Annotated in this window: 26 protein-coding genes, 1 tRNA gene and 1 pseudogene; 10 read left to right on the top strand and 18 right to left on the bottom strand. The window is 62.7% G+C overall.

The window, feature by feature from the left end; translation table 11 throughout:
- Positions 1–37: 37 nt before the first annotated feature.
- Complete coding sequence (locus ACQ66J_RS05970; RefSeq protein WP_430430884.1) at positions 38–607, top strand: GNAT family N-acetyltransferase; 570 nt, start codon at positions 38–40, stop codon at positions 605–607.
- Here the strand turns inward: ACQ66J_RS05970 and ACQ66J_RS05965 are convergent.
- Positions 604–1551 (bottom strand): tyrosine recombinase XerC, encoded by a 948-nt coding sequence (locus ACQ66J_RS05965; protein ID WP_430430883.1) that lies wholly within the window; start codon positions 1549–1551, stop codon positions 604–606. The genes ACQ66J_RS05970 and ACQ66J_RS05965 overlap by 4 nt on opposite strands.
- Positions 1536–2204 (bottom strand): DUF484 family protein, encoded by a 669-nt coding sequence (locus ACQ66J_RS05960; protein ID WP_430430882.1) that lies wholly within the window; start codon positions 2202–2204, stop codon positions 1536–1538. The genes ACQ66J_RS05965 and ACQ66J_RS05960 overlap by 16 nt, the downstream gene beginning before the upstream one ends.
- 125 nt (positions 2205–2329) lie before the next feature.
- Here ACQ66J_RS05960 and ACQ66J_RS05955 point away from each other — a divergent pair, with 125 nt between their 5' ends.
- The 6 genes from ACQ66J_RS05955 (at position 2330) to ACQ66J_RS05930 (ending at position 9769) form a co-directional block, all read left to right on the top strand.
- Positions 2330–4510, top strand: coding sequence for a primosomal protein N' (locus ACQ66J_RS05955; RefSeq protein ID WP_430430881.1), 2181 nt, complete (start codon positions 2330–2332; stop codon positions 4508–4510).
- 197 nt (positions 4511–4707) lie between these two features.
- Positions 4708–5268: a F0F1 ATP synthase subunit delta gene (locus ACQ66J_RS05950; protein ID WP_430430880.1), complete on the top strand. Its 561-nt coding sequence runs from the start codon at positions 4708–4710 to the stop codon at positions 5266–5268.
- 3 nt (positions 5269–5271) lie between these two features.
- Positions 5272–6801, top strand: a complete 1530-nt coding sequence (gene atpA / locus ACQ66J_RS05945; RefSeq protein WP_375548012.1) for a F0F1 ATP synthase subunit alpha — start codon at positions 5272–5274, stop codon at positions 6799–6801.
- 89 nt (positions 6802–6890) lie between these two features.
- Entirely contained in the window at positions 6891–7775 is an 885-nt protein-coding gene (locus ACQ66J_RS05940) for a F0F1 ATP synthase subunit gamma (protein ID WP_273020256.1), read from the top strand.
- Between the two features lie 69 nt (positions 7776–7844).
- Positions 7845–9284 (top strand): F0F1 ATP synthase subunit beta, encoded by a 1440-nt coding sequence (gene atpD, locus ACQ66J_RS05935; protein WP_430430879.1) that lies wholly within the window; start codon positions 7845–7847, stop codon positions 9282–9284.
- 83 nt (positions 9285–9367) lie between these two features.
- A complete protein-coding gene (locus tag ACQ66J_RS05930; RefSeq protein ID WP_430430878.1) occupies positions 9368–9769 on the top strand; it encodes a F0F1 ATP synthase subunit epsilon in 402 nt (133 codons plus the stop codon).
- 61 nt (positions 9770–9830) lie between these two features.
- On the opposite strand, the gene ACQ66J_RS05925 is transcribed toward ACQ66J_RS05930, so the two are convergent.
- The 16 genes from ACQ66J_RS05925 to ACQ66J_RS05850 all read right to left on the bottom strand — a co-directional run bounded on the left by ACQ66J_RS05925 (position 9831) and on the right by ACQ66J_RS05850 (position 23533).
- Positions 9831–10313: an RNA pyrophosphohydrolase gene (locus tag ACQ66J_RS05925; protein WP_430430877.1), complete on the bottom strand. Its 483-nt coding sequence runs from the start codon at positions 10311–10313 to the stop codon at positions 9831–9833.
- A 2-nt stretch (positions 10314–10315) separates the two neighbouring features.
- Positions 10316–11521: a divergent polysaccharide deacetylase family protein gene (locus tag ACQ66J_RS05920; protein WP_430430876.1), complete on the bottom strand. Its 1206-nt coding sequence runs from the start codon at positions 11519–11521 to the stop codon at positions 10316–10318.
- 104 nt (positions 11522–11625) lie between these two features.
- Positions 11626–12948 (bottom strand): S41 family peptidase, encoded by a 1323-nt coding sequence (locus ACQ66J_RS05915; protein WP_430430875.1) that lies wholly within the window; start codon positions 12946–12948, stop codon positions 11626–11628.
- A gap of 33 nt (positions 12949–12981) precedes the next feature.
- On the bottom strand, positions 12982–14238 hold the full coding sequence (locus ACQ66J_RS05910; protein WP_430430874.1) for a murein hydrolase activator EnvC family protein: 1257 nt from the start codon (positions 14236–14238) through the stop codon (positions 12982–12984).
- Positions 14238–14711, bottom strand: a complete 474-nt coding sequence (rlmH, locus tag ACQ66J_RS05905; RefSeq protein ID WP_430430873.1) for a 23S rRNA (pseudouridine(1915)-N(3))-methyltransferase RlmH — start codon at positions 14709–14711, stop codon at positions 14238–14240. The genes ACQ66J_RS05910 and rlmH overlap by 1 nt, the downstream gene beginning before the upstream one ends.
- Positions 14712–14735: 24 nt before the next feature.
- A complete protein-coding gene (rsfS, locus tag ACQ66J_RS05900; RefSeq protein WP_022700620.1) occupies positions 14736–15125 on the bottom strand; it encodes a ribosome silencing factor in 390 nt (129 codons plus the stop codon).
- Positions 15126–15170: 45 nt separating this feature from the next.
- On the bottom strand, positions 15171–16172 hold the full coding sequence (gene egtD, locus ACQ66J_RS05895; protein ID WP_430430872.1) for an L-histidine N(alpha)-methyltransferase: 1002 nt from the start codon (positions 16170–16172) through the stop codon (positions 15171–15173).
- Positions 16173–16197: 25 nt separating this feature from the next.
- A complete protein-coding gene (locus ACQ66J_RS05890) occupies positions 16198–16800 on the bottom strand; it encodes a nicotinate-nucleotide adenylyltransferase (RefSeq protein WP_430430871.1) in 603 nt (200 codons plus the stop codon).
- The gene (gene proB / locus ACQ66J_RS05885) at positions 16797–17924 is read right to left on the bottom strand and encodes a glutamate 5-kinase (protein ID WP_430430870.1); all 1128 of its coding nucleotides are present in this window, start codon (positions 17922–17924) and stop codon (positions 16797–16799) included. Before proB ends, ACQ66J_RS05890 begins: the two co-directional genes overlap by 4 nt.
- Positions 17925–17938: 14 nt before the next feature.
- Positions 17939–19000 (bottom strand): GTPase ObgE, encoded by a 1062-nt coding sequence (gene obgE / locus ACQ66J_RS05880; RefSeq protein ID WP_375548023.1) that lies wholly within the window; start codon positions 18998–19000, stop codon positions 17939–17941.
- A 33-nt stretch (positions 19001–19033) separates the two neighbouring features.
- Positions 19034–19621, bottom strand: a complete 588-nt coding sequence (locus ACQ66J_RS05875) for a GNAT family N-acetyltransferase (protein WP_430430869.1) — start codon at positions 19619–19621, stop codon at positions 19034–19036.
- A 144-nt stretch (positions 19622–19765) separates the two neighbouring features.
- Positions 19766–20035, bottom strand: a complete 270-nt coding sequence (gene rpmA, locus ACQ66J_RS05870) for a 50S ribosomal protein L27 (protein ID WP_022700614.1) — start codon at positions 20033–20035, stop codon at positions 19766–19768.
- Positions 20036–20070: 35 nt separating this feature from the next.
- On the bottom strand, positions 20071–20712 hold the full coding sequence (locus ACQ66J_RS05865) for a 50S ribosomal protein L21 (protein ID WP_430430868.1): 642 nt from the start codon (positions 20710–20712) through the stop codon (positions 20071–20073).
- Positions 20713–20923: 211 nt separating this feature from the next.
- Complete coding sequence (locus ACQ66J_RS05860) at positions 20924–21787, bottom strand: DUF4437 domain-containing protein (protein ID WP_430430867.1); 864 nt, start codon at positions 21785–21787, stop codon at positions 20924–20926.
- A gap of 8 nt (positions 21788–21795) precedes the next feature.
- The gene (gene nfsB / locus ACQ66J_RS05855; RefSeq protein WP_430430866.1) at positions 21796–22464 is read right to left on the bottom strand and encodes an oxygen-insensitive NAD(P)H nitroreductase; all 669 of its coding nucleotides are present in this window, start codon (positions 22462–22464) and stop codon (positions 21796–21798) included.
- Between the two features lie 148 nt (positions 22465–22612).
- On the bottom strand, positions 22613–23533 hold the full coding sequence (locus ACQ66J_RS05850) for a LysR family transcriptional regulator (protein ID WP_430430865.1): 921 nt from the start codon (positions 23531–23533) through the stop codon (positions 22613–22615).
- A gap of 127 nt (positions 23534–23660) precedes the next feature.
- Between ACQ66J_RS05850 and ACQ66J_RS05845 the strand changes: the two genes are divergently transcribed.
- The 3 genes and pseudogenes from ACQ66J_RS05845 (at position 23661) to ACQ66J_RS05835 (ending at position 25569) form a co-directional block, all read left to right on the top strand.
- A tRNA-Ser gene (locus tag ACQ66J_RS05845) sits at positions 23661–23750 on the top strand.
- Positions 23751–23847: 97 nt separating this feature from the next.
- Positions 23848–24036, top strand: a pseudogene (locus ACQ66J_RS05840) (DUF6538 domain-containing protein); the annotation flags it as partial.
- Positions 24037–24270: 234 nt separating this feature from the next.
- A complete protein-coding gene (locus tag ACQ66J_RS05835; protein WP_430432236.1) occupies positions 24271–25569 on the top strand; it encodes a tyrosine-type recombinase/integrase in 1299 nt (432 codons plus the stop codon).
- Positions 25570–25605: the final 36 nt, after the last annotated feature.

Here is a 25605-nt window from a genome sequence, read left to right as displayed (position 1 = left end):
CCATAACGCGCCCGGACAGGTCTTCGGAGGTTTACCGGTGACGATTTCGACTCAACAGCAGTCCAGTTCAGCGCTGGAAGTCCGCGGCCCACGCTTGCGGCTGGTGGCGATTGATGCGGAGTTGGCCCGCCTGCAAGTGACCGACAAGGACGGCTTTTTCGCTGCGCTGGGCGCTCAGCGCGAGCCCGCCTGGCCGCCCATCGCCGATGATGAGCCCAAGCTGGCGGACAAGCTCGAAATTCTCAATCGCACTCCGGAAGAAGCGGGCTGGCGCGGCTGGGTCTTTTTGATGGGTTGGACGCCCGACGGTCTGGACCGGGCAGTGGGCGTGGGCGGCTTCCACGGCCCTCCCGATGCAGACGGCCAGGTTGAGATCGGTTACGCCATGCAGCCCAGCTTCCGGGAGCAGGGCCTCGCCACGGAAGCGGTGGAAGGCCTTGTGAAATGGGCGTTTGACCATCCCGAAGTCCGCAATGTCCGCGCCCAGACCCTGCCCCATCTGACCGCATCAATCCGTGTCCTGGAAAAGACAGGCTTCACCTTCGTCAAGGAATACACCGACGAGAGTGGAGACACTTTGTGCTTATTTGAGCGTAAGCGCGACTAGTCGCTGCGCTTGCGGGCCCTGGGATGGGTGGCGGCGTGGATCGCCATCAGCCGGCTTGATTCGATATCGGCATAGACTTGGGTGGTGCTGAGCGAGGCGTGGCCCAGAAGATCCTGGATCGCGCGCAGATCGCCGCCATGGGCCAGAAGATGGGTGGCGAAGGCGTGCCGCAAAGCGTGCGGCGTGGCGCTGGCGGGCAGTCCCAACCGACTCCTCAAACTCTGCATCGCCGCCTGCATGGCGCGCGGTTGCAGCGCTCCCCCGCGGCTAGCGCGAAACAAGGGCTCATCGCGCTCGATCAGATAGGGGCAAGACTCAACATACGCGCTCACCGCCTGACGGACGACGGGCAGCACCGGAACGATCCGGCTTTTGCCGCCCTTGCCTGTCACCCGCAGCACGTCCGGCAAGGGATGATCGCGGCCTGTGAGGGCCAGCGCTTCGGAGATGCGCAAGCCGCAGCCGTATAGAAGGCTGAGCACGGCGGCGTCGCGCAAGCCGATCCAGTCTTCAGTCGCGCCCAGCCGGGCTTCCTTGAGCAGGGATTTCGCCGCGCGTTCGCTGACCGGGCGCGGCTGGCGCCGCGGCGCCTTGGGGGATTCCACAAGGCCGAGGGCAGGATTATCCAGCCCCCAGCGGCGGCGACCATAGCCGTAAAAGGTGCGTGCGGCGGACAGGCCGCGTTGCAGTGTGCGCGGCCCGACCCCGTCCCGGCGCCGATCCGCCAGCCAGGCCCGCCAGTCGGCGCTGGTCAGCTGTGAAAGCGCGCTCAGGGTCAAGGCGCCGCCCAGATGCCCGATCAAAAACTCAAACAGGCCTGACAAGTCGCGATCATACGCCTCGACCGTGCGCGGGCTCAGTCGTCGCTCGCCCTCCAGATGGGATAGAAACGCGGTGAGGGCGGCGTCGGCGCCCAGATCGGGTTCGCTTAGCTGCGCAGCCATGGCGCGATCCGGCGCTCAAGCGCCCGGGCGAGGAAATGGATGAGGTCTGCGCCCTGATCAGCGGTGAACGCGCGGGCATCCCGGCTGGCCAGACACAAAACGCCGGGATGGCCGCCGATTTCGATGCGGGCGATGGCTTCAGAGCGCATATTCGGCCCCAGCGGTCCGTAAAGCGCATCGGCGAATCGCCCATTCACAAGGCCCAAGCGTTCACTGTCATCACCCAGCAGGCCATCGGCCAGCTCCGGCGAGCAGCCCAGAATCGCGTCTGCATCTTTGAGGGGCGAATGACCCTCTAGAAACACGCGCACGGCATCGACGCTCAACGCGCCCGCGACACGGCCGGCCAGCTTGTGATCGAGCGCGCTGAGGTCTTCAGCTTCCAGTATCGCCAGAACGGCGGCGTGGGTCTGAGCCTGGGCGGCCATATTGGCCTTGGCGAGTGCGATCAAAGCGTCGCTGGTGGCGCGCGCTTTTCGAAGATCTTTTTCCAGTTTCTTCTGACGGCGCTGACCCAGATCAACGACGCTGTCGCCGGTATCGGCGGCGCGAATCGCAGCCATCAGATCAGGATCCTCGGTGATCACTTCCGGACGCGCCCGCAGGGCGGTGCGCAAGGTTTCTAGATCCAGCGTGTCCAGGGCGCTCATCATTTGATCTCCATGCCAACGCTCCTTCAGTGCCAGAGCAGGCTTGTGAATGCGTTAACCTTGAGGCGTTCGCTCTGCGCTTTGTTAGACTGAACCAGAATCAAACCCTCGTGAGGAACTGCCCGCCGGTGAGCGACGCCGCCCCATCCCCGCAACGCGCTTCGGTCCTGTTTCCGATGCCCTTGCCTGAACCGTTTGATTATGCGGTGCCAGAGGGCGTGCGCGTGAAACCCGGCGATCATGTGCTGGCGCCGCTGGGCAAGCGCAGCGCCCCCGGCGTGGTGTGGGAGGTAGGCCCTGATGACGGCAAGCGCACGCTGAAAACGCTGGACGATGTGCGCGGCGGACCGCCGCTCAGCGCCTCCATGCGCGAGTTCATCGACTGGGCGGCGCGCTATCTGGTGGAGCCGCCGGGCGTCGTCCTGCGCGCCGTGCTGCGAAGCCCCGGCGCGCTCAAACCCTCACCCACTGAGACGCTCTATCACCCAACAGGCCAGACCCTCATCCGGCTGACCCCGGCGCGCCGCGCCGTTCTGGACGCGGTGGAGCAAGGCCCCGCCAGCGCCGCGGAGCTGGGTCGACGCGCGGGCGTGTCCGCCTCCGTCGTGAAGGGCCTCGCCGAAGCGGGCGGTTTGCGCGCCGAAGAGGCGCCGGTTGATCCGCCGTTTGAAGCCCCTGATCCGTATAAGGAGGGCATCGAGCTCAACGCGGTTCAGGCGGAGGCGGCTTCGACCTTGCGCCGTCTGGTTGCGGCGGGCGGATTTCAGGCGGCGCTGCTCGATGGCGTGACCGGGTCGGGCAAAACGGAAGTTTATTTTGAGGCCATCGCCGAGCTGATGCGGCGTGAGCCCGAGGCGCAAATTCTGGTGCTTCTGCCCGAGATCGCACTGACCCAGGCGGTGACCAAACGCTTCAAGGACCGATTCGGGGTCGAGCCTGCCTTGTGGCATTCAGGGCTGGCTGACAAGGATCGCCGCCGCACCTGGCGTGAAGTGGCGTCTGGCCGGGCGAAAATCGTCGCCGGAGCGCGGTCGTCGATCTTTATGCCCTTCACCAATCTGCGCGGCGTGATCGTCGATGAAGAACACGACCCGACCTACAAGCAGGACGAAAACCTCACCTATAACGCCCGCGATCTGGCGGTGGCACGCGCCAAGCTGCAGGGCGCGGTCTGCGTGCTCGCCAGCGCCACGCCCTCGCTTGAGAGCCTCGTAAACGCCGAGGCCGGGCGTTATGTGCATGTGGTGCTGCCCAGCCGGGCCGGGGGCGCGGTGCTGCCCGATATCGAGCTTCTCGATCTGCGCGAAAATCCGCCTGAAAAAGGCGAATGGCTGTCCCCGCCGCTGCACAAGGCTGTGGCTGAGACGCTCGCGCGCGGCGAGCAGGCCATGCTTTATCTCAACCGTCGCGGATTTGCGCCGCTGGTTTTGTGCAAAGCCTGCGGCCACAAGATGAAAAGCCCCGAAGCCGACCGCTGGCTGGTCGAGCATCGTTATACCGGGCGGCTGGTCTGCCATGTCACCGGCTTTTCCATGCCCAAACCCAAAGCCTGTCCTGAATGCGGCGCGCTTGAGTCGCTGATCGGCGTGGGGCCGGGCGTCGAGCGGGTGGCCGAAGAAGCCCGGCAGCGATTCCCTGAGGCGCGGGTGGAGGTGTTTTCCTCCGACACCGCTCAGAACGGCGATGATGTGCGCTCTATCGTGTCGCGCATGGAGGCGGGCGAGATCGATATTCTGGTGGGCACCCAGATCGCCGCCAAGGGGCATAACTTCCCCCATCTGACGCTGGTGGGTGTGGTGGACGCCGATCTGGGGCTGGCGGGCGGGGATTTGCGCGCCGGTGAGCGAACCTATCAGACCCTGGTGCAGGCGGCGGGACGCGCCGGGCGCGCCGACCGGCCGGGCCGAGCGATCTTGCAAACCTGGAATCCGGATCACGAGGCGTTGCAGGCGCTGGCCAATGGAGACCGGGACGGCTTCCTCGCCGCCGAGCGCATGATGCGTGAAATGCTGGGCCTGCCGCCCTTTGGCCGGCTTGCCGCTTTGATCGTTTCCGGTCCCGATCCGGCGCAGCTTGATGAAGCCTGCCAGTTGATCGCCCGCGCTGCGCCTGTATCAGACGGGGTGCAGGTGTTCGGTCCTGCTGAAGCGCCCCTGGGCGTGGTGCGCGGGCGCTGGCGGCGGCGGTTTCTGGTGCAGGCGCCGCGGAATGTGGATGTTTCCGCTTTCATGCGCGCCTGGATGGGCCGGATGAAACCTCCGTCTGCGGTCAGAGTCGTGCTCGATATCGAGCCCTATTCGTTTCTTTAACGTGTTTATGGGCGCCTCGAGTCATGAACCGGTGTTGCCGGGCGCGCACCCCTGTGCTAGTTCGGCGCCGGGCTGTGAGACATGCGTGGCGTTAACTCTCGTGTGTCTGACAAGAAGCCAAGTTCCTTCAAGCGTTTGGGCAATGCCGCACTGGTGGGGTCTGGACGCACATCACGAGAAGAAAGCGGCGCAGAACGGTGACCACCGTCGATAATGCGATCATGAGCGAGGCTGGCGAGCGCTATGCGCGCGCCTTGTTCGACCTGGCCGAAGAGGCGGGCGTGCAAGAAGCTGTCGAGACCGATGTGGACGCGCTTGGCGCGGTGCTGACGGAATCGACGGATCTTCGGGACGCCCTGAACAGCCCGCTGTACAGCGCGGCTGAAAAAGCAGCTGTGCTCTCTGCTCTGGCTGAAAAGCTGGGCGCCCAGGACCTGACCAAGAAATTCATCGCCGTCACGGCCTCAAACGGCCGTGCGGGCGATATCAAAGACATGCTGCGCGCCTTCAAGGTGCTTGCGGCGCGTAAACGCGGGGCGACTTCGGCAGAAGTCACCACCGCTGATGAGCTGACCGCAACGCAGCTGAAAGAACTGACCGCGGCCTTAAAAACCGCATTGGGCCAGGATGTGGACATTCGTACTGATGTACGGCCCGACATCCTGGGCGGACTGATCGTGAAGGTCGGTTCGCGCATGTTTGACTCCTCCCTCCGTACAAAGCTGGAGGGGCTGCGCAACACGATGAAAGAGGCGTAGGCCATGGATATCCGGGCGGCGGAAATCTCCGCGATCCTGAAAGAGCAGATCAAGAACTTCGGCGCAGAGGCTGACGTTTCCGACGTTGGTCAGGTGCTGAGCGTGGGCGACGGTATCGCTCGTGTTTACGGTCTTGACGAAGTGCAAGCCGGCGAACTCGTGGAGTTCCCGGGCGGCGTGAAGGGCATGGCCCTGAACCTCGAGCGCGACAATGTCGGCTGCGTGATCTTCGGCGACGACCGGGGCATCAAGGAAGGCGACACCGTCAAGCGTCTGGGCTCCATCGTGGACACCCCGGTCGGCAAAGGCCTTCTGGGCCGCGTCGTGAACGCGCTGGGCGAGCCGATTGACGGCAAGGGCCCGATCGACGCCGCCGAGCGTCGCATCGTCGACGTGAAAGCGCCGGGCATCCTGCCGCGTAAATCGGTGCACGAGCCGATGGCCACCGGCATCAAGGCGATCGACTCCATGATCCCCGTCGGCCGCGGCCAGCGCGAACTGATCATTGGCGACCGCCAGACCGGCAAGACCGCCATCGCCATCGACACCATCCTGAACCAGAAACAACTGAACCAGGGTGATGACGAGAGCCAGAAGCTGTACTGCGTCTATGTCGTGGTCGGCCAGAAGCGCTCCACCGTGGCCCAGGTCGTCAAGACGCTCGAGGAAAACGGCGCGATGGAATACTCCATCGTGGTCGCCGCGACCGCGTCCGACCCGGCGCCGATGCAGTTCCTGGCGCCGTTCACCGGCTGCGCCATGGGCGAATATTTCCGCGATAACGGCATGCACGGCCTGATCATCTATGATGACCTGTCCAAGCAGGCTGTGGCGTATCGCCAGATGTCGCTGCTGCTGCGCCGTCCGCCGGGCCGCGAAGCGTATCCGGGCGACGTGTTCTACCTGCACTCCCGCCTGTTGGAGCGCGCGGCGAAGCTCAATGAAAATCATGGCTCCGGCTCGCTGACGGCTCTGCCGATCATCGAAACCCAGGCCAATGACGTGTCCGCCTACATCCCGACCAATGTGATCTCGATCACCGATGGTCAGATCTTCCTGGAAACCGACCTGTTCTATCAGGGCATCCGCCCGGCTGTGAACGTGGGTCTGTCGGTGTCTCGTGTGGGCTCCGCCGCTCAGACCAAAGCCACCAAGGTTGCGGCCGGCAAGATCAAGGGCGAACTCGCTCAATATCGCGAAATGGCGGCCTTCGCCCAGTTCGGTTCCGATCTGGACGCGGCCACCCAGCAATTGCTCGCCCGCGGCGCGCGCCTGACCGAGCTGCTCAAGCAGCCTCAGTTCAGCCCGCTGTCCATGGAAGAGCAGGCTTGCGTCATGTACGCCGGCACCCGCGGTTATCTGGACAAGATCGAAGTGTCCGCGATCGGTCGTTATGAAGAAGAGCTGCTGCGTCACCTGCACGCAGAGAAAGCCGATCTTCTGGCTGCGATCCGTGACACCAAAAAGCTGTCTGACGAGTCCGAAGCGGCGCTGAAAGCGACGCTGGAGACCTTCACGGCGAACTTCGCATAAGGGCGGGCGCGCTGCGGCGCGCCCAACCTGTCCCACGTCCTGGAAAGGGTTGACCTGACAGGACCACGCGTTTGGGCTGAGGACGAATAATGGCCAGCCTTAAAGAGCTGAAAAACCGGATCAACTCGGTCGAATCGACCAAGAAGATCACCAAGGCGATGCAAATGGTCGCCGCGGCCAAACTGCGCAAGGCGCAGGAGGCGGCGGAAGCTGCACGTCCATACGCCGAGCGTATGGCGGCGGTGATGGCCAATCTGTCATCGGCCATGGAAGGCCCGGACGCGCCGCGTCTGCTGGTCGGCACGGGCAAGGACGATGTCCATCTGCTCGTCGTCGCCTCGGCGGATCGCGGCCTGTGCGGCGGCTTCAACACCAATATTGCGCGCCTGGCGCGTGAGCGTATCTCCGCGCTGATCAGCGCAGGCAAGACGGTCAAGGTTCTGACCGTCGGCAAGAAGGGCTATGAGGCTCTCAAGCGGCTGCACGCCGACAAGATCGTTGATCGCATCGAACTGAAAGATGTGAAGAAGATCGACGGCTCGACGGCGGCCATGGTCGGCGACAAGATCCGCAGCCTGTTCGAGGCGGGCGAGTTTGATGTCTGTGAAGTCATCAGTTCAGAATTCGTCTCCGTGATCAGCCAGAAGCCGCGCGCTCAGGTGCTGATCCCGGCGCGTGACGCCATCGACGACACTGTTGAACGTCCTGATCTTAAAGGCGCGATCTACAGCTATGAGCCGGACGAGGAGAGCATTCTCGAGGTTCTGCTGCCGCGTTATGTGGACACGGTCATTCTCTCGGCGCTGTTGGAAAACGCCGCGGGTGAAATGGGCGCCAAGATGGCGGCCATGGATTCTGCGACCCGCAACGCCGGTGAGCTGATCGACAAGCTTAATCTGCAATACAACCGCTCCCGCCAGGCGAAAATCACCAAGGAGTTGATCGAGATCATCTCCGGCGCCGAGGCGGTGTAGCGCACCACGGTTTAAACGACAGGCGACCGGGCGCGGCGCCTTGCAAGGTTTGGAAAAGAGGCTGAGACGATGAGCAAGCTCAAAGGCCGTATCGCGCAGGTGACCGGCGCCGTCGTGGACGTAGAGTTCGAAGGCGGTCTTCCGGAAATCCTGAACGCTCTGGAAACCAAAAATGGTGACCAGAAGCTGGTTCTGGAAGTGGCGGCCCATCTGGGCGAGAACGTGGTGCGTACGATCGCCATGGACGCCACCGAGGGTCTGAAGCGCGGTTCGGACGTCACCGACACCGGCTCCCCGATCATGGTTCCGGTTGGTCCGGGCACGCTGGGCCGCATCATGAGCGTCACCGGCGAGCCGATTGACGAAGCCGGTGAAGTTCAGGCTGTCATGCAGGCGCCGATCCACCGTTCGGCTCCGGCGTTTGAAGAACAGTCCACCGAGGCTGAAATCCTGCCGACCGGCATCAAGGTCGTCGACCTTCTTTGCCCCTACGCCAAGGGCGGCAAGATCGGCCTGTTCGGCGGCGCAGGCGTCGGCAAGACGGTTCTGATCCAGGAACTGATCAACAACATCGCCAAGCTCTTCGGCGGCTATTCCGTGTTCGCCGGCGTCGGCGAGCGGACCCGCGAAGGCAACGATCTCTATTACGAAATGATCGAATCCGGCGTGAACGTGGATCCGAAGGAAAACAACGGCTCTGCAGAAGGCTCGCGTTGCGCGCTGGTCTTCGGCCAGATGAACGAACCGCCGGGCGCACGTGCCCGCGTGGCGCTGTCCGGCCTCGCTCAGGCGGAATATTTCCGCGATGAGGAAGGCAAGGACGTGCTGTTCTTCGTGGACAACATCTTCCGCTTCACCCAGGCCGGCGCTGAAGTGTCCGCGCTGCTGGGCCGCATTCCGTCCGCTGTGGGCTATCAGCCGACCCTGTCCACCGACATGGGCGCGCTGCAGGAACGCATCACCTCCACCAAGAAGGGGTCCATCACCTCGGTGCAGGCTGTGTACGTGCCGGCCGATGACCTGACTGACCCGGCGCCGGCGACCACCTTCGCCCACCTGGACGCGACCACGGTTCTGAACCGCTCGATCGCGGAAAAAGGCATCTACCCGGCTGTGGACCCGCTGGACTCCACCTCGCGGATCCTCGAGCCGCGCATCGTCGGCGAAGAGCACTATCAGACCGCCCGTCGTGTGCAGGAAATCCTGCAGCGCTACAAGGCTCTGCAAGACATCATCGCCATCCTGGGCATGGACGAGCTGTCTGAAGAAGACAAGCTGGTCGTGGCGCGCGCGCGTAAAATCGAGCGCTTCCTGTCCCAGCCGTTCGACGTGGCGGAAGTCTTCACCGGCTCCCCGGGCATCCAGGTGCCGATCGAAGACACCGTTAAAGGCTTCAAAGGCCTGTGCGACGGCGATTACGATCACCTGCCGGAACCGGCCTTCTACATGGTCGGCACCATCGAAGACGCCGTCAAAAAGGCCGAGAAACTGGCCGCTGACGCCGCGTAAGACTGTTCAGCTGGCGCATCCTGCTGGATGCGCCAGCGACCAGCTCGCTTTCGGGCGAGCGTATTTGACGCAAGGATCGGCCCATGGCTGACAAGCTGCACTTTGACCTGGTGTCCCCTGAACGTCGCGTGTTCGCGGGCGAGGTGGACATGGTCGTGGTACCCGGCGCTGAAGGCGATTTCGGCGTGCTGGCGAACCACGCGCCCTTCATGTCGACCATTCGCACCGGCGCGATCGCGGTTCATTCCGGCAATGACGTCACCCGCACCTTCATCCGCGGCGGGTTTGCGGAAGTCACCGCGAACGGCCTGACCATTCTGGCTGAAGAAGCGATTGATCTCGCCGACGTGAATGCCGAGGACGTCTCCAAATCGCTGACCGAAGCCCGGGAAGATCTGGGTCAGGCGCGCAATGACGAAGAGCGTCACGAGGCCGAAGCCCGCATCGAGAAGTTCCAGGCGTTGCTGAGCGAGTTGTCTCACTAGGCTCAGGTGGATACGAATTGAAAAAGCCCCGCGCCTTGGCGCGGGGTTTTTTGCGTTCGTACTAGGCGCTGAAGGCTGCGAACGCCTCGGCGACCTGCTCATAGACGCCCCGCTTCCACGGAATGATCAGCTGAGGCGTGGTTTCAAGCGAGACCCAGCGAAACTCTGAGAACTCTTGGGGCGGGACAGCCTTGAGGTCAAACTCTGCGTCTGTTCCCAGATAGCGATAGGCGAACCAGCGCTGTTTCTGGCCGCGCCAGCGATTGCGTTTGCGCTGCGCCAGAACCTCGGGCGGGAAGTCATAGGTGAGCCAGTCCTCGATGCTGCCCAGCGGCTCTATGAGGTCGGTGGTGACGCCGGTCTCTTCATAAAGCTCACGCAAGCCGGCCTCTTCAGGCGTCTCGCCGTCATCCATGCCGCCTTGGGGAAACTGCCAGCACCAGGGCTCATCCGCGCCATAGCGCTTGCCCAGCCAGACCTTGCCCTCAGCATTGAACAGGACGAGGCCCACATTGGGGCGGTGTTCGGGATAGGCGGCGCTCATGCTCAGTGCGTGTCCCCGTGCGGGTCCGCATGATCTGTCTCGCCGCCATGATCGCCCTGTGAAGAGGCTTGGCTGTCAGCCTCGACCGGGTTGCGTATCCCCATCACAAAGCTCGCCGGGGCCAGCTGATAGCCACGGCCTTCCAGGCCGTCCGCCCAGGCCGCCACGGTGTCGACTGTGGCCGGATAAGCGAAGCCTGAGCCCAGGGCGGTGCCGTTTTGCAGGGCGAGCGCTTCGAGCTCCAGCAGGCGACCGTCAATGGCGCGCGGAGTGGGATCTGAATCCACCACGCGGTCGGCGATGGTCATGCGGGCGTCAGCCTGACGTCCGGCCTGGCTGAGAATGGCGCGGCGCCCGGCGCCGTCATGGAAAATACTCAAACCGCGATCTTCCAGGGCGGTGAAGATTTCAGTGAGCGGGCCTTCTGCGGCGCCCAGACGTGCGCCAAGATAGTTGGCGACACCGACATATCCGGCTGTCCGGGACAACAGCCAGGTCAGACGCCGGGAGTTTTCCGTCGCACTGGCGTCCACCAGAAGCGTGTGCGGGCCGGGATCGTTATTGGGATAGTCGAACGGCTCCATGGGCAATTCGAGCAGAACTTCATGACCATCGGCCCGCGCGCGATTGATCCAGGTCTGCAGATCGTCGGCATAGGGCGCAAAGCTGAGCGTCACTTCGGCGGGCAACGCTTCGATGGCGCGCGTGGTCAAGCTTTCAGACAGGCCCAGCCCGCCCACGATGATCGAGACGGTGGGCACGTCAGCGGCGCCGTCAAAATCCATGGCGTAGGCTTGATCAGGGCGGACGCCGCTGGCGTTGATGATCGGCAGAGGGCCGCCTGGGCCGTTCTCATAAAAGCCTTCAAGCGGAGCCGGGGGCGCAATCGGCTCGGCGGGGCCTGACGCGCGTGCGGACTCTTGCGTGCTCAGGGCGTCTGCGGTGTCGCGCACGCCCGGCAGGCTGACCTCTTCAGTCTGAGCGTCGCTGAAAGGGACAGGCCCATCCCCAGGCTCGCCTGCAATCTCGGCGGAGGCCAGCACGGCGGCGGGTTGACCATTGATATCGGCGCTGGCGCTGACAGTCGGCGCAGGGCCGCCGGCGAGCCAGGTCAGGGCGGCGACGCCTGCGATCAGCGCAGCCGCAACTCCGAGCCCCGCAATAAGCGGGGCTTTGAGAGGAAAGCGATCAGATTGCAGTCGGGCCATGTATGCGTGCCGCTTGCTCAACGCCGGGAGGGGGCGATTCGCCCCGACCCTGCGTGAGGTTGCGGTAAAGAAGCGTTAACGAAGCCGGTTTGAGGCTGCGTTGATTATTGCAGCTGGGCCTGATCTCGGCTCATCATGGCGTTCAGGATCTCGATCGCGCGATAGAGCTGGTAATCTTCGCTGGCATCCCAGTCTTCGGGCGGCATTTCGGTGTGAGACAGCTCGTTTTCAAGCTCTTCACGCTCCGCGCCGGTTTCGTTCTCCAGCGCATTGCGAAGACTGGCTTCGGCGTACGTGTTCACGCCTTCCACCTCTTCTTGCTCCACACGGCGCGGGGCAATGGCGATGTCCGGCGCAATGCCGGTGGCCTGGATGGTGCGGCCTGCCGGCGTGTAATAGCGCGCCGTGGTCAAACGCAGGGCGCCGTCACGACCGCCGCGCAGCGGCACCACGGTCTGCATCGAGCCTTTGCCGAAGCTGGTCATGCCCACGATCGTCGCGCGCTCACGGTCCTGCAAGGCGCCGGTGACGATTTCAGACGCCGAGGCGGAGCCTGAATTGATCAGCACCACGATAGGCGCGCCATTGAGCATGTCGCCCAGCTCGGCGTTATAGCGGCGGGTGTCGCGCGGATCGCGGCCACGGGTGGAGACCACTTCGCCGCCATCCAGAAACAAAGAAGACACCGTCACCGACTGATCCAGCAGCCCGCCGGGATTGGAGCGCAGATCCAGGATCAGGCCCGGCAGCGGCCCGCCATAGGCTTCGGTCAGGTCATTGAGACCGGTGATGGCGTTGGCGGTGGTGTTCTCGTTAAACGTCGTGATTCGCAAATAGGGCGTGTCGCCCTCTTCCATGCGCCAGTAGGCGGCCCGCACCTCGATCAGGTCGCGGACGACCGTCACGTCAAACGGGTCTTCTTCGCCTTCACGCAGGATGGTCAGAACGACCGGATCGCCGGCCAGGCCGCGCATGCGCTCGACCGCGTCATCCATGCTTGCGCCGATCATGCTCTCGCCGTCCACCGCGATGATCTGGTCATTGGGTTCAAGGCCGGCGCGTTCGCCCGGCGTCTCGGCGATGGGAGAGATGATGGTGATCAGATCGTCACGAATAGTGACCTCGATGCCGACGCCGCCATATTCGCCGCTGGTGGTGACCTGCATGTCCTGAAAATCGTCGGGCGACAGATAGCTCGAATGCGGGTCGAGCGCTTCCATCATGCCGTCAATCGCGCTTTCGATCAGCTCGGCCTTGTCGGGATCGGTGACATAATCGGCCTCAATCCGGCTGAGCACATCGCCAAACAGTTCAAGCTGGCGAAACGTGGCTTCGCGGCTGTTGGCATCTTCGCCTTCGGCGGAAACCGCCAGGGTGGCGGCGCCGATGCCGAACAGAACAGCTGAAGCAATAATGTGCAGACGCATGGTGGTCTTCCTTAGTGCGCGGCGGTCAAGGCGTTAGCCTCTGCGAAATTCAGGCCGAAGCCAATCCTCAGGGTCAGCAGCCTCGTCAGTGCTGCGTCTTATCTCCAGATAGAGCATTGGCGGCGGATTTGCACGGTCTGACATGGCGCCGACAGGCTCTCCGGCCAATAATGACTGTCCCTCTACGGCGTAAATAAGACCCAAACCGCCTAAAATAAGCGTGTATCCATCGGGCGTATTGATCATCAAAACGCCGTCAAATCCCTGAAACGGCCCGGCATAGACCACCACGCCGTCAAAAGGCGCGGTCACTTGCGCGCGTGAGCCGGTCTCAAACCAGATACCCTCACGGCTTACGCCGTCCGGGCCGCGATCGCCGGCGCTGACAGTCAGCTCACCACGGACCGGCGGGCTCAGACGGCCCCGCGTATCGCTGAAGCGCAAGGTTTCTACAGGGCCTGAAACCGGACGCGCCTCCACCAGAGACGCCATGGCGATTGCGGGCGTCTGTTCCGGTCTGAGACGCGGAACAGGGATGCCCGGCGCCGGTTCGGGACGGGGCTCGGGGCGCGGCGCCAGTCTGGGATCGGCGGCGGCGAAACGGCGGATATCGGCGAGGAGTTCACGCAGAGAGCCGGCTTGCTCGGCGATCCGCGCGGCGCGTTGGGACAAATCATCGGCCTGGGCGCGCAAGGCGGCTTCCGCGGCCCGTCGCTCTTCGATCAGGGCGGTGACTTCCTCACGGGTGACCCCAAGCGCTTCGCGTGCCTGGAGCAGAGCGCGGGTTTGGTCTTGCAAGGCGAGCCGCAAGGCTTCGAGCTCCGCCAGCCGTTCTCGCACCGCCGAGACGCGCGCATCCAGTTGCGGAGCGATCTGAGCGAGCAATCCAGCGGCGCGCGCGGCTGAGGCGGCGTCGTCCGGCGTCACTGCAAGCGCGGGCGGGTCTGACATTTCAATGCGCTGCAGGGCGGCGAGGACGCGGGCCAGATCTGCCCGTTCTGCCCGCAAACGCGCCAGAAGATCGGCCTCTTCGCGTTCCAGCGCCTGCAGACGTTCGGTCGCGGCTTCAACCTCGGCCTCGCGGGTCGCGACCCGACCGGCGGCCTCTACAAGGCGTTGTTGCAGTCGGGCGATGGCGATTTGGGCGGCTTCCGCCTCCTCAGAGCGCGCCTGCGCCTGCTCACGCAGCTCCGCCGCTTCTTGCTCGAGCGTATCCACCTCGCCCGGTTCCGGCGCGGTCTGCGCCTGAAGGGCGAGGCTCAGAGCCAGAAAGAGCAGGGGGGACGCCATCACCCCTCCCGATGATAGGGCGCGCCCGCCAGCACCGAGGCGGCGCGATAGAGCTGTTCCGCCAGCATCACCCGCACCAGCTTGTGCGGCCAGGTGGCCTTGCCGAAGCTGAGCATGCGCGCGCCCTGGGGCAGGGCGGGGCGATCATGGCCGTCCGCGCCCCCGATCAGGAAGACCAGATCGCGTGCGCCATCGTCGCGCGCAGTTTCCACTGCGCGCGCGAAATCGAGCGAGCTCATCGGTTTACCGGTTTCATCCAGGGCGAAGACCAGCGCGCTGGCGGGCAGGTCCGCGATCAGCGCCTGGGTTTCGGCCGTCTTGTCCTTGAGCGTGCGGGGATCAAGCTCGCGCTCAATGACCGGACCCAGGCCGACGGATCGGCCAACGCCGTTGGCGCGGTCCATATACTGGTCCACAAGCTCGCGCTCGGGCCCGGCCTTGATCCGGCCGATCGCGCGAATCTCAACGCGCATGGGACGCTTTCAGATAGAGACGGATTAAGACGCTCCGTCCGGCGAGACAGACCACATCTTTTCCAGATCATAGAAGCTGCGCACTTCGGGACGGAACAGGTGAACGATCACGTCGCCGGCGTCGATCAGCACCCAGTCGCAGGTTTTCAGGCCCTCAATGGCGACATTGCCATGGCCGGAATCCTTGAGTTTGCGGACAAGATGGTCAGCCATCGCGCCCACATGGCGGTTGGACCGGCCCGTGGCGATGACCATCACATCGGTGACGGAAGATTTGCCCGTGAGATCGATGGCGACGACATCTTCAGCCTTGTCGTCATCCAGCGCGTTCAACACCAGCGCTTCTAGATCCTGCGTGCTCTGGGCGAGTTCGCCAGAGTCGCTGTCAGCGTCGCCATGGGGGCGGCTGTGCAATTCGGTGGACAGAGTCCTTGCTCCCTTAATTGACTAAACTGCACCCTAGCACGTTTCGCCGCCACGTTCGAGCCAGTGAATGGAGAAGGCGCAGGCGCCGTCTTCCGTCCACACATGGGCGGGAACAAGGCCTGCTTTGACGGCAAGGTCCTGAAAGGTCGCAACAGTGAATTTATGGGAGTTTTCCGTGTGGATGGTCTCATGGTCACGCAGCACGAACCGCTCCCCCGCCACTGTAAAATGAAGGTCTCGCAGAGCCTGAAGATACATTTCCACCCGCGAGCGGTACGGGTTCCAGAAGGCGCGATAGGCCAGCGCGGACGGGTCAATATCGCCATTCAGTTCGGCGTTGATGCGCCGGACCAGATTGAAATTGAAATCCGCCGTGGCGCCGCCTGCATCATCATAGGCGGCCTCCAGCACGGACGGATCCTTGCGCAGATCCACGCCGATCAGCAGCGCGTCGCCCGGCCTCAGCCAGTCGCGCAGAGTCTTGAGCAATTGCAGGGCGTCGATCAGTTCGAAATTGCCGATCGTGGAGCCGGGGAAGAAGACGATCCGGCGGCCCTCGGGGATGCTGAGCGCGCCCAGATCCAGCGTCTGGGTGAAGTCATGGCAGACGGCGCCCACCGTCAAATCGGGATGATCTGAGGCGATATCGGCGCAGGCGGCTTTGACATGGTCGCCCGAAATATCCATGCCGACGAAACCCGCCGGATGGTCGAGCGCATCCAGAAGCTGACGGATTTTCACGCTGGATCCCGCGCCGGGCTCCAGCACGACCGCGCCGGCCCCGGCGAGCGTGTTCAGCTCCGGACCAATCCGTTCCAGCAAGGCCAGCTCGGTGCGTGTGGGATAGTATTCGGGCGCTTGGGTGATCCGGTCAAAGATCGCCGAACCTGCTGCGTCATAGAAATACTTCGGCGAAATCGCCTTCTGGGGTTTGCGCAAACCGGCGAGCACATCCGCGCGAAAATCAGCGGCGGAAGGCTGCAAGTCTTTGAAAAAGGCCAAGGCGCCAGCCTCGACTAGGGTCTCGTTCGACATGGTCTCAAGGCGTGGCGGCTGCGGGTCAGGATGAAGCATTTGCACGCATGACGCGTGAAGCTTCAGGATGTAATGGCTCGGTTAGGTAAGTCCACCCCGGAGGTTTACCTAGGGCAAGTGTTTTCGCGTGCCTGTCACATATGCGCGAGGGCGATAGATGCCGCGCCGCAGGAGAGAGCCGTGCCTTTATCGCATCGCCGGGCCGCGCGATGACGCAGATGGGAATGCGCTGGGCGATGGCGCGCCAGTTTTTCCAGCGATGGAAGTCTTTGAGCCCGTCAGCGCCCATGATCCAGACGAAATGCACCCGCGGATACCGGGTCTGCAAATGCGTGATCAGGTCGATCGTGGTGCGGGTGTGAAGTCGCGCCTCCAACGTCGAAATCACGTGCCTGGGCTCAGGCATGGCCTGCTCAACAGCAGCAACGCGGTGATCCAGGCTGGCGGGCGCATGGGTCTTGAGCGGGTTGCCAGGGCTGACCATCCACCAGATGCGATCCAGGTTCAGGCGTTTCAGCGCCGTGCGCGCCACATGCCGGTGCGCCTTGTGAACAGGATCAAAGCTGCCGCCGTACAGCCCCACGCGCATGCCGTCATGCAGCAATTCGGATTTCAGCGCCCGGCTCACCCTGGTGTTCCGTGTTTCAGGTCAGGCACGAGGTCCGACGCATGGACCAGAGCGGCCCCGCGGCGATAGCCCAGAATGCCTGCGATCTCGTCAGACTGGCGGCCTGCGATCTGGCGCGCTTCATGATCGTCATATCCGACCACCCCGACAGCGAGTTTATGTCCCGATTGAGTGACCAGGCGCACCGCCGCGCCGCGCTCAAATCGTCCCTGCACGTCCACCACGCCGGCCGGCAGAAGGCTGCGGCCTTTGTTGATGGCGGCGGCGGCGCCCTCATCCAGAACCAGCGCGCCGTCTCGCGCCAGGCTGCCCAGGATCCAGGCGCGGCGCGCGCTCTCTGGATTGCCATGCGCGTGAAACCAGCTGGCGCGCGCGCCGTTCGCAATGGCTTGAACCGGGTAGGGATGATCGCCGCGGCAGATGATCATGTCACACCCTGCAGCCGTCGCGATGCGGGCCGCAGCAATTTTGCTGGCCATGCCGCCCGTGCCGGCGCCCTCGCTGCGTGCAGGCCCGGCCAGGGCTTCGATGGCGGGTGTAATTGCAGGGATGTCAGCGATATGCGATGCGCCCGGCTCGCGCGGATCACGGTCATACAGCCCGTCCACATCCGACAGGATGATCAAGAGCTGCGCGCTCACGAGCTGGGCGGTGCGCGCCGCCAGCCGGTCATTATCGCCAAAACGCAATTCTTCGGTGGCGACGGTGTCGTTTTCATTGATGACCGGAACCGCGCCCAGCTTGATCAGGGTTTCCAGCGTGTTGCGAGCGTTCAGCCAGCGCGGGCGTGATTCAATGTCTGAAGGCGAGACCAAAGCTTGCGCCGCGGGAAAGCCATGCCGGGCGAAAGCCCGGTCCCAGTGCTGGATCAGCAAGGCCTGTCCCGCCGCGGCGGCGGCCTGTTTCTCTTCCAGAGTCAAGCTCTGGCCCGGCTTTAGCCCTAACCGTGGGCGGCCCAGCGCCACAGCGGCGGAGCTGACCAGAACCACATCCTGACCCGCCTGACGCAAGCGGGTGATGTCGTCGGCCAGGGCGTCAAACCGGTCTTCACGCGGCGCAAGGCTGGCGGGGTCGATCAATTGGGCCGACCCCACCTTGATGACGACCCGTCGGGCCGCCGCCATGCGCGCGCTCAGGCTCAAGGCGTCCAGCCGCTTTCGCCGCGGGCTTCGCGTTCCGCTTCGTCCTTGAGGCGTTTTTCTTCCTCGCGACGGGCGTGGACAGCGTCCCAGATGGCTTTGAGCACCTCTTTGAGGCCTTCACGTGTGGCCCCCGAGAGGTGATAGGGCGTGACGCCGATCTTCTCTTCAAACGCCTTGTCGAGCTCGGCGACGGTTTCCGCGTCGGCGGCGTCGAGCTTGTTGAGCACGACGATCTCACGCTTGCCGGTGATGCCGGCGCCATAGGCGTCGAGCTCGTGGCGCACGGTGTCATACGCGCCGATCGGATCTTCGCCGGTGGCGTCGATCAGATGCACCAGGAGCGCGCACCGCTCGATATGGCCCAGGAAACGGTCGCCGATCCCGGCGCCTTCATGGGCGCCTTCGATCAGGCCGGGAATATCGGCCAGCACAAAGCGGTTGCCCGTGCCCATCTCTACCACGCCCAGATTGGGGTGAAGCGTGGTGAAGGGATAGGACGCGATTTTGGGGTGGGCCTTGCTGGCTACCGACAAGAGCGTGGACTTGCCCGCATTGGGCAGACCCACAAGGCCGGCGTCCGCGATCAACTTCAGGCGCAGCCAGATGGCGCGCTCCTCGCCCGGCTCGCCGGGCTGGGAGATGCGCGGCGCCTGATTGCGGCTCGATTTGAAGTGGGCGTTGCCCTTGCCGCCAATCCCGCCCTTGGCCAGAAGCGCGCGCTGACCGGGCACGGTCATGTCCGCCAGCAACGTCTCCTTGTCCTCGTCAAACACCTGGGTGCCCACCGGCACGCGCAGAACGACGTCTTCGCCGCCCCGGCCCGTGCGGTTGCGCCCGGCGCCGTTCAGACCGCGCTCAGCCTTGAAGTGCTGCTGGTAGCGATAGTCGATCAAGGTGTTCAGCCCTTCCACGGCCTCCACCCATACATCACCTCCATCACCGCCATCGCCGCCGTCAGGGCCGCCGAACTCCACATAGGCTTCACGGCGGAATGACACGCATCCCGGGCCGCCCCAGCCGGACTTCACATACACTTTGGCTTGATCAAGGAACTTCATGGCTTGCTTTTTATCTTTGTCTTGAGGGCTCTGCTAGCCCGCCATTGTCATCTGACGGACACGGCCCTTGGCCATGCGGCCGAAAGAGAAGGCGTCGAGGGTTTCGCCGGTATAGGCGAAGCCGATTTTTTCCAGCACCCGACCAGACGCCGGATTGTCGTCATAGTGCCCGGCGGTGACCGGCGTGAGGGCGTGTTCTGTCGCCCAGTCGCACATCCCTTGTGCGGCTTCGGTGGCATAGCCCTGGCCCCAGGCGGCGAGCATCAGCCAATAGCCCAGCTCCCAGCCCGCCTCATGTTTGTTCAGGCCGATCACGCCCACTGCGCTTCCTGTCTCGGCTTCGCAGATGGCGCGCACCCGGTCGCCCATAACCTGTTCCCGCGCCCGCAGGATCAGGATGAAGGCTTCCGCGAACAGAGGCGGGTTCTGCGCCGGAACCCGGCTTGTCATGCGGCACACGTCTGGGCGGGCGCTTTCGGGACCGACCCAGGCGGCGTCTTCGATCTTGAGCGGACGCAGAACAAGGCGCTCGGTGCGGATGTCCGCAAAGGTCGCCGGTGTGTTAACTGCGCCCGCTTCATGCTCGGGCGTCTCTTCAGGATCAGGCTGCATGTCTCTCATATCGGCCTCCTCAGGCGCGAAAACAGGGCGGGGAGAGACGTCAAACGTAAAAAGGGGAGACGGCGATCCGTCTCCCCTTGAAACTTGGCCGTCCGGCCCGGATCGCCCCTCATCGGGATGGGCGATCACGAGGTCGGTGTCGCCCTATTCAGCTGCGTCCGCGAGCGGAGCGACGGACACGAAGGTCCGGTTGAGCTTTTTCTTCTGGAAGGTCACACGACCTTCGGTCAGCGCGAACAGGGTGTGATCCTTGCCCATGCCGACATTCTCGCCCGGATAATATTTGGTGCCGCGCTGGCGGATGATGATGTTGCCCGGAATCACGGCTTGTCCGCCGGATTTCTTGACGCCGAGGCGCCGGCCTTCACTGTCGCGACCGTTACGTGACGAACCGCCTGCCTTTTTGTGAGCCATGGTGCTCTCCTTCTCAGGTTCTGTTGTCGCGTGGCTTAGCCAGCGAATCCTTTGGCTTCAGCGACCCAGTCGCCTTTTTCTGCTTTGGCCTTGAGGCCGGAGATCTCGCCATCGAGGCGCTCGATCTCGGCGTCAGTCCAGGCTGCGATCTGTGCGAAGCTGGTCACGCCGGCTTCGTTCAGCTTGGTGGCGTAGGCCGGGCCCACACCGGTCAGCTGGGTCAGATCGTCGGAAGCGGCGGCCGCAGCCTTGGCTTTCGGCGCAGCTTTTTCAGCTTTCGGCGCAGCGGCTTTCTTGGCCGGGGCGGCGGGCGCGTCGTCAGCCGCCACTTTGGCCGGCTTGGCGTCCAGCTTGGATTTCGTACCCGGCTTCAGAATTTCTGCGACCGAGATGACCGCGATCCACTGGCGGTGGCCTTTGGTGCGGCGATAGTTCTGACGGCGGCGCTTCTTGAAGACCTTGATCTTCTTGTCCTTGCGGATGTCCAGCACGTTCGCGGTCACCGAAGCGCCGTCCACGGCCGGCGCGCCGACGAGGGAATCGCCTTCGCCGCCGATCATCAGGACTTCGTCAAACGCGACGACATCGCCGGTTTCCGCGCTGAGTTTCTCGACGCGCAGGATGTCGCCTTCGGAGACGCGGTATTGCTTACCGCCGGTCTTGATCACTGCATACATGATCGTGTTCCTTTGTTTCGGAGCCGTATCTGCGCGAAAGCGTCAGATCGGAGCCCTTTTTCTTCGCCGGTTCTTGGGTGCGAGCCAGCGTTGTTTCACAAGCAAAGCCCCGCCTCGGACAGGTCCGTGCGGGAGCAGAGCGCGCGATATAGACAAAAGAGTGTGCAAGAGTCAACGCAGCAAGGCCGAAGAGCGGCCGGGCCGCCAGCGTTTATTCCGGCGGCTGCGAGGTCTGGATGCGATAGGCCTGAGCGCCGCGGAGGTAAACGGTGCACGCCGGTCCCGTCTGGCAGACCAGATCGACACGCTCGCCGCGCGGCGCGCCGATATAGCCGCCCGGTGAAACGCGGCGCGCCATGTCCAGATCTGGGTGATGGACCTCGATCTCACCCGTCACGGGGACAAGACGTGTGGGCTCCCGCCCGGCCTGGACGGGGTAGCTTGCCCCGTAAGGCAGGCTCAGAAGCGCGCCAGACACCCCTGCGGCCGGGTCGCCCCACAAAACGGTGAGGCTCGGGCCGCCCTCGAATTCGTTTTGTCCTTCAGGCCCGGACGGTGCGGGTGCATCGAGCCAAACGAGGTTGGTCGCATGCAAGTTGACGGGGCGTTCGCCCGCATCAAACGCCTCATCGACCGGCTGGACCAGATACGGGCCCTCATCAATCTCGATATAGGCCAGATTGGTCTGTCCGGACGCGGCGGTGACATGACCCTCGCCCGCGGGTTGTGTCCAGAACGAGCCTTCGGGCATCCACATATTGGCGGCGTCCGGGTCATCGTTATGTAGCAGGCCCGACAGAACGACCCCGCGATAGGTGATGTTGTGGATGTGCGCCGGCGAGGCGAACCCCTCAAGAAACTCAACCAGGAAGCCCGCTGCCTCGTCGCGTGTCCGGTCACCCCACAGGGCGCCGGCTCTCGGGCTCTGATCACCACGCAACGGGTTGAGCGGCGACCAGACCACATCTTGAGCCTGTACAATGACGAGCGTGTCGTCCGTGCCGTCTTGCGCAAGGCCTACGCCGCCCAGTGAAGCGGCGAGTGCGATGCTGAAAATCCATGCGGTCTGTGTCATGACGGGTCTCACGCTTCGGTTAGAATGTCTGTGTACTCAAGGCGCGATTTGGGCAGAGCCTTGTTATAATCCGCTTCCGGGTCGCAATAGCCCAGCGGCACGACGAGCAGGCTGGAATACCCTTTCTCGCGCAGGCCGAATTCTGCATCCAGCACCGCGGTCTCGACGCCTTCCATCGGCGTGGCGTCAATGCCCAGCGTGGCGACGCCGAGCAGGAATTGCCCCAAGTTGAGATAGACCTGCTTGTCCATCCAATGCTGAACATCCTTCATGTCCTGCTTGTGAATGTTCACAAACATCGATCGGCCGGCATGCATTTGCGCCTTGAAGGTGTCCTTGTCGTCGTCAAACCGGCCATCGCGGTCTTCCTGCTCGAGCACTTGGTGCAAATACGCCTCGCTGGCGTCCAGGCGGCTGGCGAAGACCACCACATGACTGGCGTTCAAAATGGACGCGCTGTTGAACGGAAACAGCCGGTCTGTCGCCTTGGCGATGCGCGCCTTGCCCTCTTCCGTTCCAGCGATGACAAAGTGCCAGGGCTGGAGATTGGTGCTCGAGGGGCTAAAGCGCAGCAGACCCTTGATGGTCTCAAGATCCGCGTCGGAAATTTTGCGGGACGGATCGTAAGCTTTGGTCGTGTGACGCTTTTTGGCGTAATCGAGAATAGTGAGCGACATGACGGGTCTCCTGTCTCAACCAGTGCAGGCCATGTCTCGCATGGCCCTGAGGATGTGACGGGAAGTTAGTCCCTCGATATTTTCTCACTAGTCGGGATAACCGGAAATCATTTTCCCGAAAATCAGGATTGATGCTGGCAGGTCAAACTTATAGCCCGTCCAGATCCCCATACTGGGCTGTGTTGGTGTGCAGGATCCGGCTGTTCATGAAGTCCATGAAGGCTTTCACGCGCAAGGGCATGGCCCGTCCGGGCGGTCGTATCGCCCAGATCTTGGTCTGCGGCCAGGGTGTGTGATCGGGCAAGATACGAACCAGCTTCCCGGCCTTGAGAGCGGGCCCCACATACCAGAGCGCGGCCAGGCCAATGCCCATCCCCGACAAGAGCCATTGATGCAGCGCGCCGCCCATATTGATTTTGACCGGGCCCTTGACCCGAACCTCGCTGACCGCGCCTTTTGAATCACGCAAGGACCAGGTGCGTATATCGCCCAGCGGCAAACACATATGCGCTGACAAATCGTCAGGAGAGACGGGAGCGCCATGGCGGGCCACATAGTCGGGCGACGCCACCAGCCATCTGGGATCGTCATCCACTTTCTGTGCCACAAGGCTCGAACTTTCCAGGCTGGCGATCCGATAGGCGAGATCATAGCCTTGCTCGACAATGTCCACGATGGCGTCGCTGAGATTGAGATCCAGCGTGATGTCGGGATAGGCGGCCAGGAATTCGGGGACGAACGGCACGATATGGGTTTCGCCGAACGCCGCCGAAGCGGTCACCCGCACCAGTCCTGAAATTCGGTGCGAGGCGGAGGATAGATCGATCCGGGCCGCCTCCACATCGTCAAGGATCCGCGCTGCATGGATGAGGAAGCGTTCGCCATCCGCGGTCAGGGAGACGGCGCGCGTGGTGCGGTTGAACAGGCTGACGCCCAGCTCGGCCTCCAGCATCTGTATACGCTGAGACGCGTTGGTGCGCGACAGACCCAGTTCCTCGCCGGCCCGACCGATTGCGCCTAGCGCCGCGACACGGATGAATAAGTGCAGGCTTGTCAGCTCGAGATTCACCCGCGCCTCCGTCATATGACGACAGTTCTGACCTGAGCTTAGAGCAATTTGATGCTGACTGGCATCGGGCGCCGGCAGGGCTTGATTTTCATCGCTGTCTGGGCCAAACCCGCGCTTCCCTGGGTACGGAGAGGTGCCGGAGTGGTTGAACGGGGCGGTCTCGAAAACCGTTGAGCGCGCAAGCGTTCCGAGGGTTCGAATCCCTCTCTCTCCGCCAGGATTTTCCTAAAACATTGAAATTTATGGTTTTCGTAGCGGCTATAGGGCGTTACGCTTCATTCTTTGGTCCATTTTAGTACAAAGCTTGGTACAGAATGCCTCTAAGATCTGTCGAGCGGCACCTTGCCATCTTGAACGGTGTGTACTGGTTTCGAAGGGCTGTGCCGGCGGATGCAAAGGCGGCGTTCGGTTGCCGTGAAGTGAAGCGATCGCTTCACACTGGAGACTTGCGAGAGGCCCGCCTTCGTTTGGGCGAGTGGCAACGCTGGTTCGATATGAAGCTATCTGAGGCACGCCATCGCCCTGAAGGACTCAAACCTTGGTCGAAACCGAAGTCATGGGGAGGGCCCCCTCGTTTGGTCTCTGACAGCGAGACCGACAGCGTAATCCGGGCCTGGGTACAAGAATATTTGGACCGAACCACTGTCGAAACAGCTACGGGGTTAAGACCGGACTTTGCACAAGACCGCTCAGAAGGAAGGGCAACCGCCCAGAACCTACTAGCGGACGTCGCGCGAATGCGAGAGACAGATGAGCCGCCCCTGCGTGTCATGTGGATAGCAGAGCGACTCGTCGAGGAGGCAAATCTGGATGCGCCAAAGGGCAGCCCGAGTTTTTCACGCGTATGTCGCAAAATAATCGACGGCCTGACTGAAATCGCCGCCCAGCAACAGGCGGCGTTGAAGACAGGGCAGTTTGTAGCGGTAAATCAAGAAATGTTCGGGGCGCAGGCTTATTCCAATGATGCTAAAATCACTTATGGATTCACGATGCGCGAAGCAGCCGAGGGCTATCTCGCTGAACCAGCGAAACAAAATCCCAAGACACAAGGCCTCTACCGCGCCCGAGCCGAGGTCGTACTCGAGGCATTGGGCGAAAACACCCTCGTTCGAGATGTAACTCGCCAAGCATGCAGAGCATTCGCGTACGAAACCCTTTTACAATACCCTGCAAGACCTTCGCCTAGTCTAAAGGAGCTGCCGCTGGAAGAGCGTCTGATCGAAGCTCAGCGCCTAGGGCTTCGCCCGCTAAGCGATAGCTCCAGAAATCTCTACATCGAGATCATGGCTGGAATGCTGTCCTGGGCAAAAAACGAAGGGCACCGGTTAGATAATCCCGCCGAAGGCCTCCGTTTGAAAAAGCGGAGCACAAGGAAACGGCTCCCGTTCTCGGAGGCAGAGCTTCAGCGCATCTTCAATGCCCCGATCTACACAGGCTGTCGGAACGATGAGAGCGGCTACGCGAAACCAGGCAGTTCCATCATTCGACGGCAGAGGTTCTGGGCACCTCTCATTTCGCTCTACTCAGGCCTAAGGATCAATGAAATCTGCCAGCTCGATGTACAAGATGTTCTGCAAAAGAAGGGGATATGGGTCATTCGGCTTTGGGCAGACGAGGAGCAGGGCCGTACTCTAAAAACTCCTGGAAGCGAACGTCTTGTGCCGATCCACTCAAAACTAATCGAAATCGGATTTCTGGATTACTGTGCCTCACTTCCGTCGAGCGGTCGGCTATTTCCAGACCTTGTTGGCAATCCGGATGGGTATGGCTCCGGTCCTCTCAGTAAGTGGTTCTCGCACTTTCTTGACAAAACTGGCGTGAAAACCGACCAGAATTGTTTTCATTCGCTCCGCCACACATTCAGGGACGCGCTACGGAACTCAGAGACCCGGATTGATGTACAACGCGCTCTGGGAGGGTGGAGTGACGGAAGCGTTTCGGAACGTTACGGCACCGGCCATAGCGTTACAGTCTTGCGCGATGGCATTGAACGGGTCGCGTATGAAGGCTTAGACCTTTCACACCTTTCAAAATGAACTGACTTCATAATCTCGAAATTTTGCAGCCAGTTG

The sequence above is a fragment of the Oceanicaulis sp. genome, assembly GCF_965284345.1.
Lineage (GTDB): Bacteria > Pseudomonadota > Alphaproteobacteria > Caulobacterales > Maricaulaceae > Oceanicaulis > Oceanicaulis alexandrii_A.
Note: the sequence above shows the minus strand (reverse complement) of the source record. Positions and strands in the feature narration are given on the sequence as shown.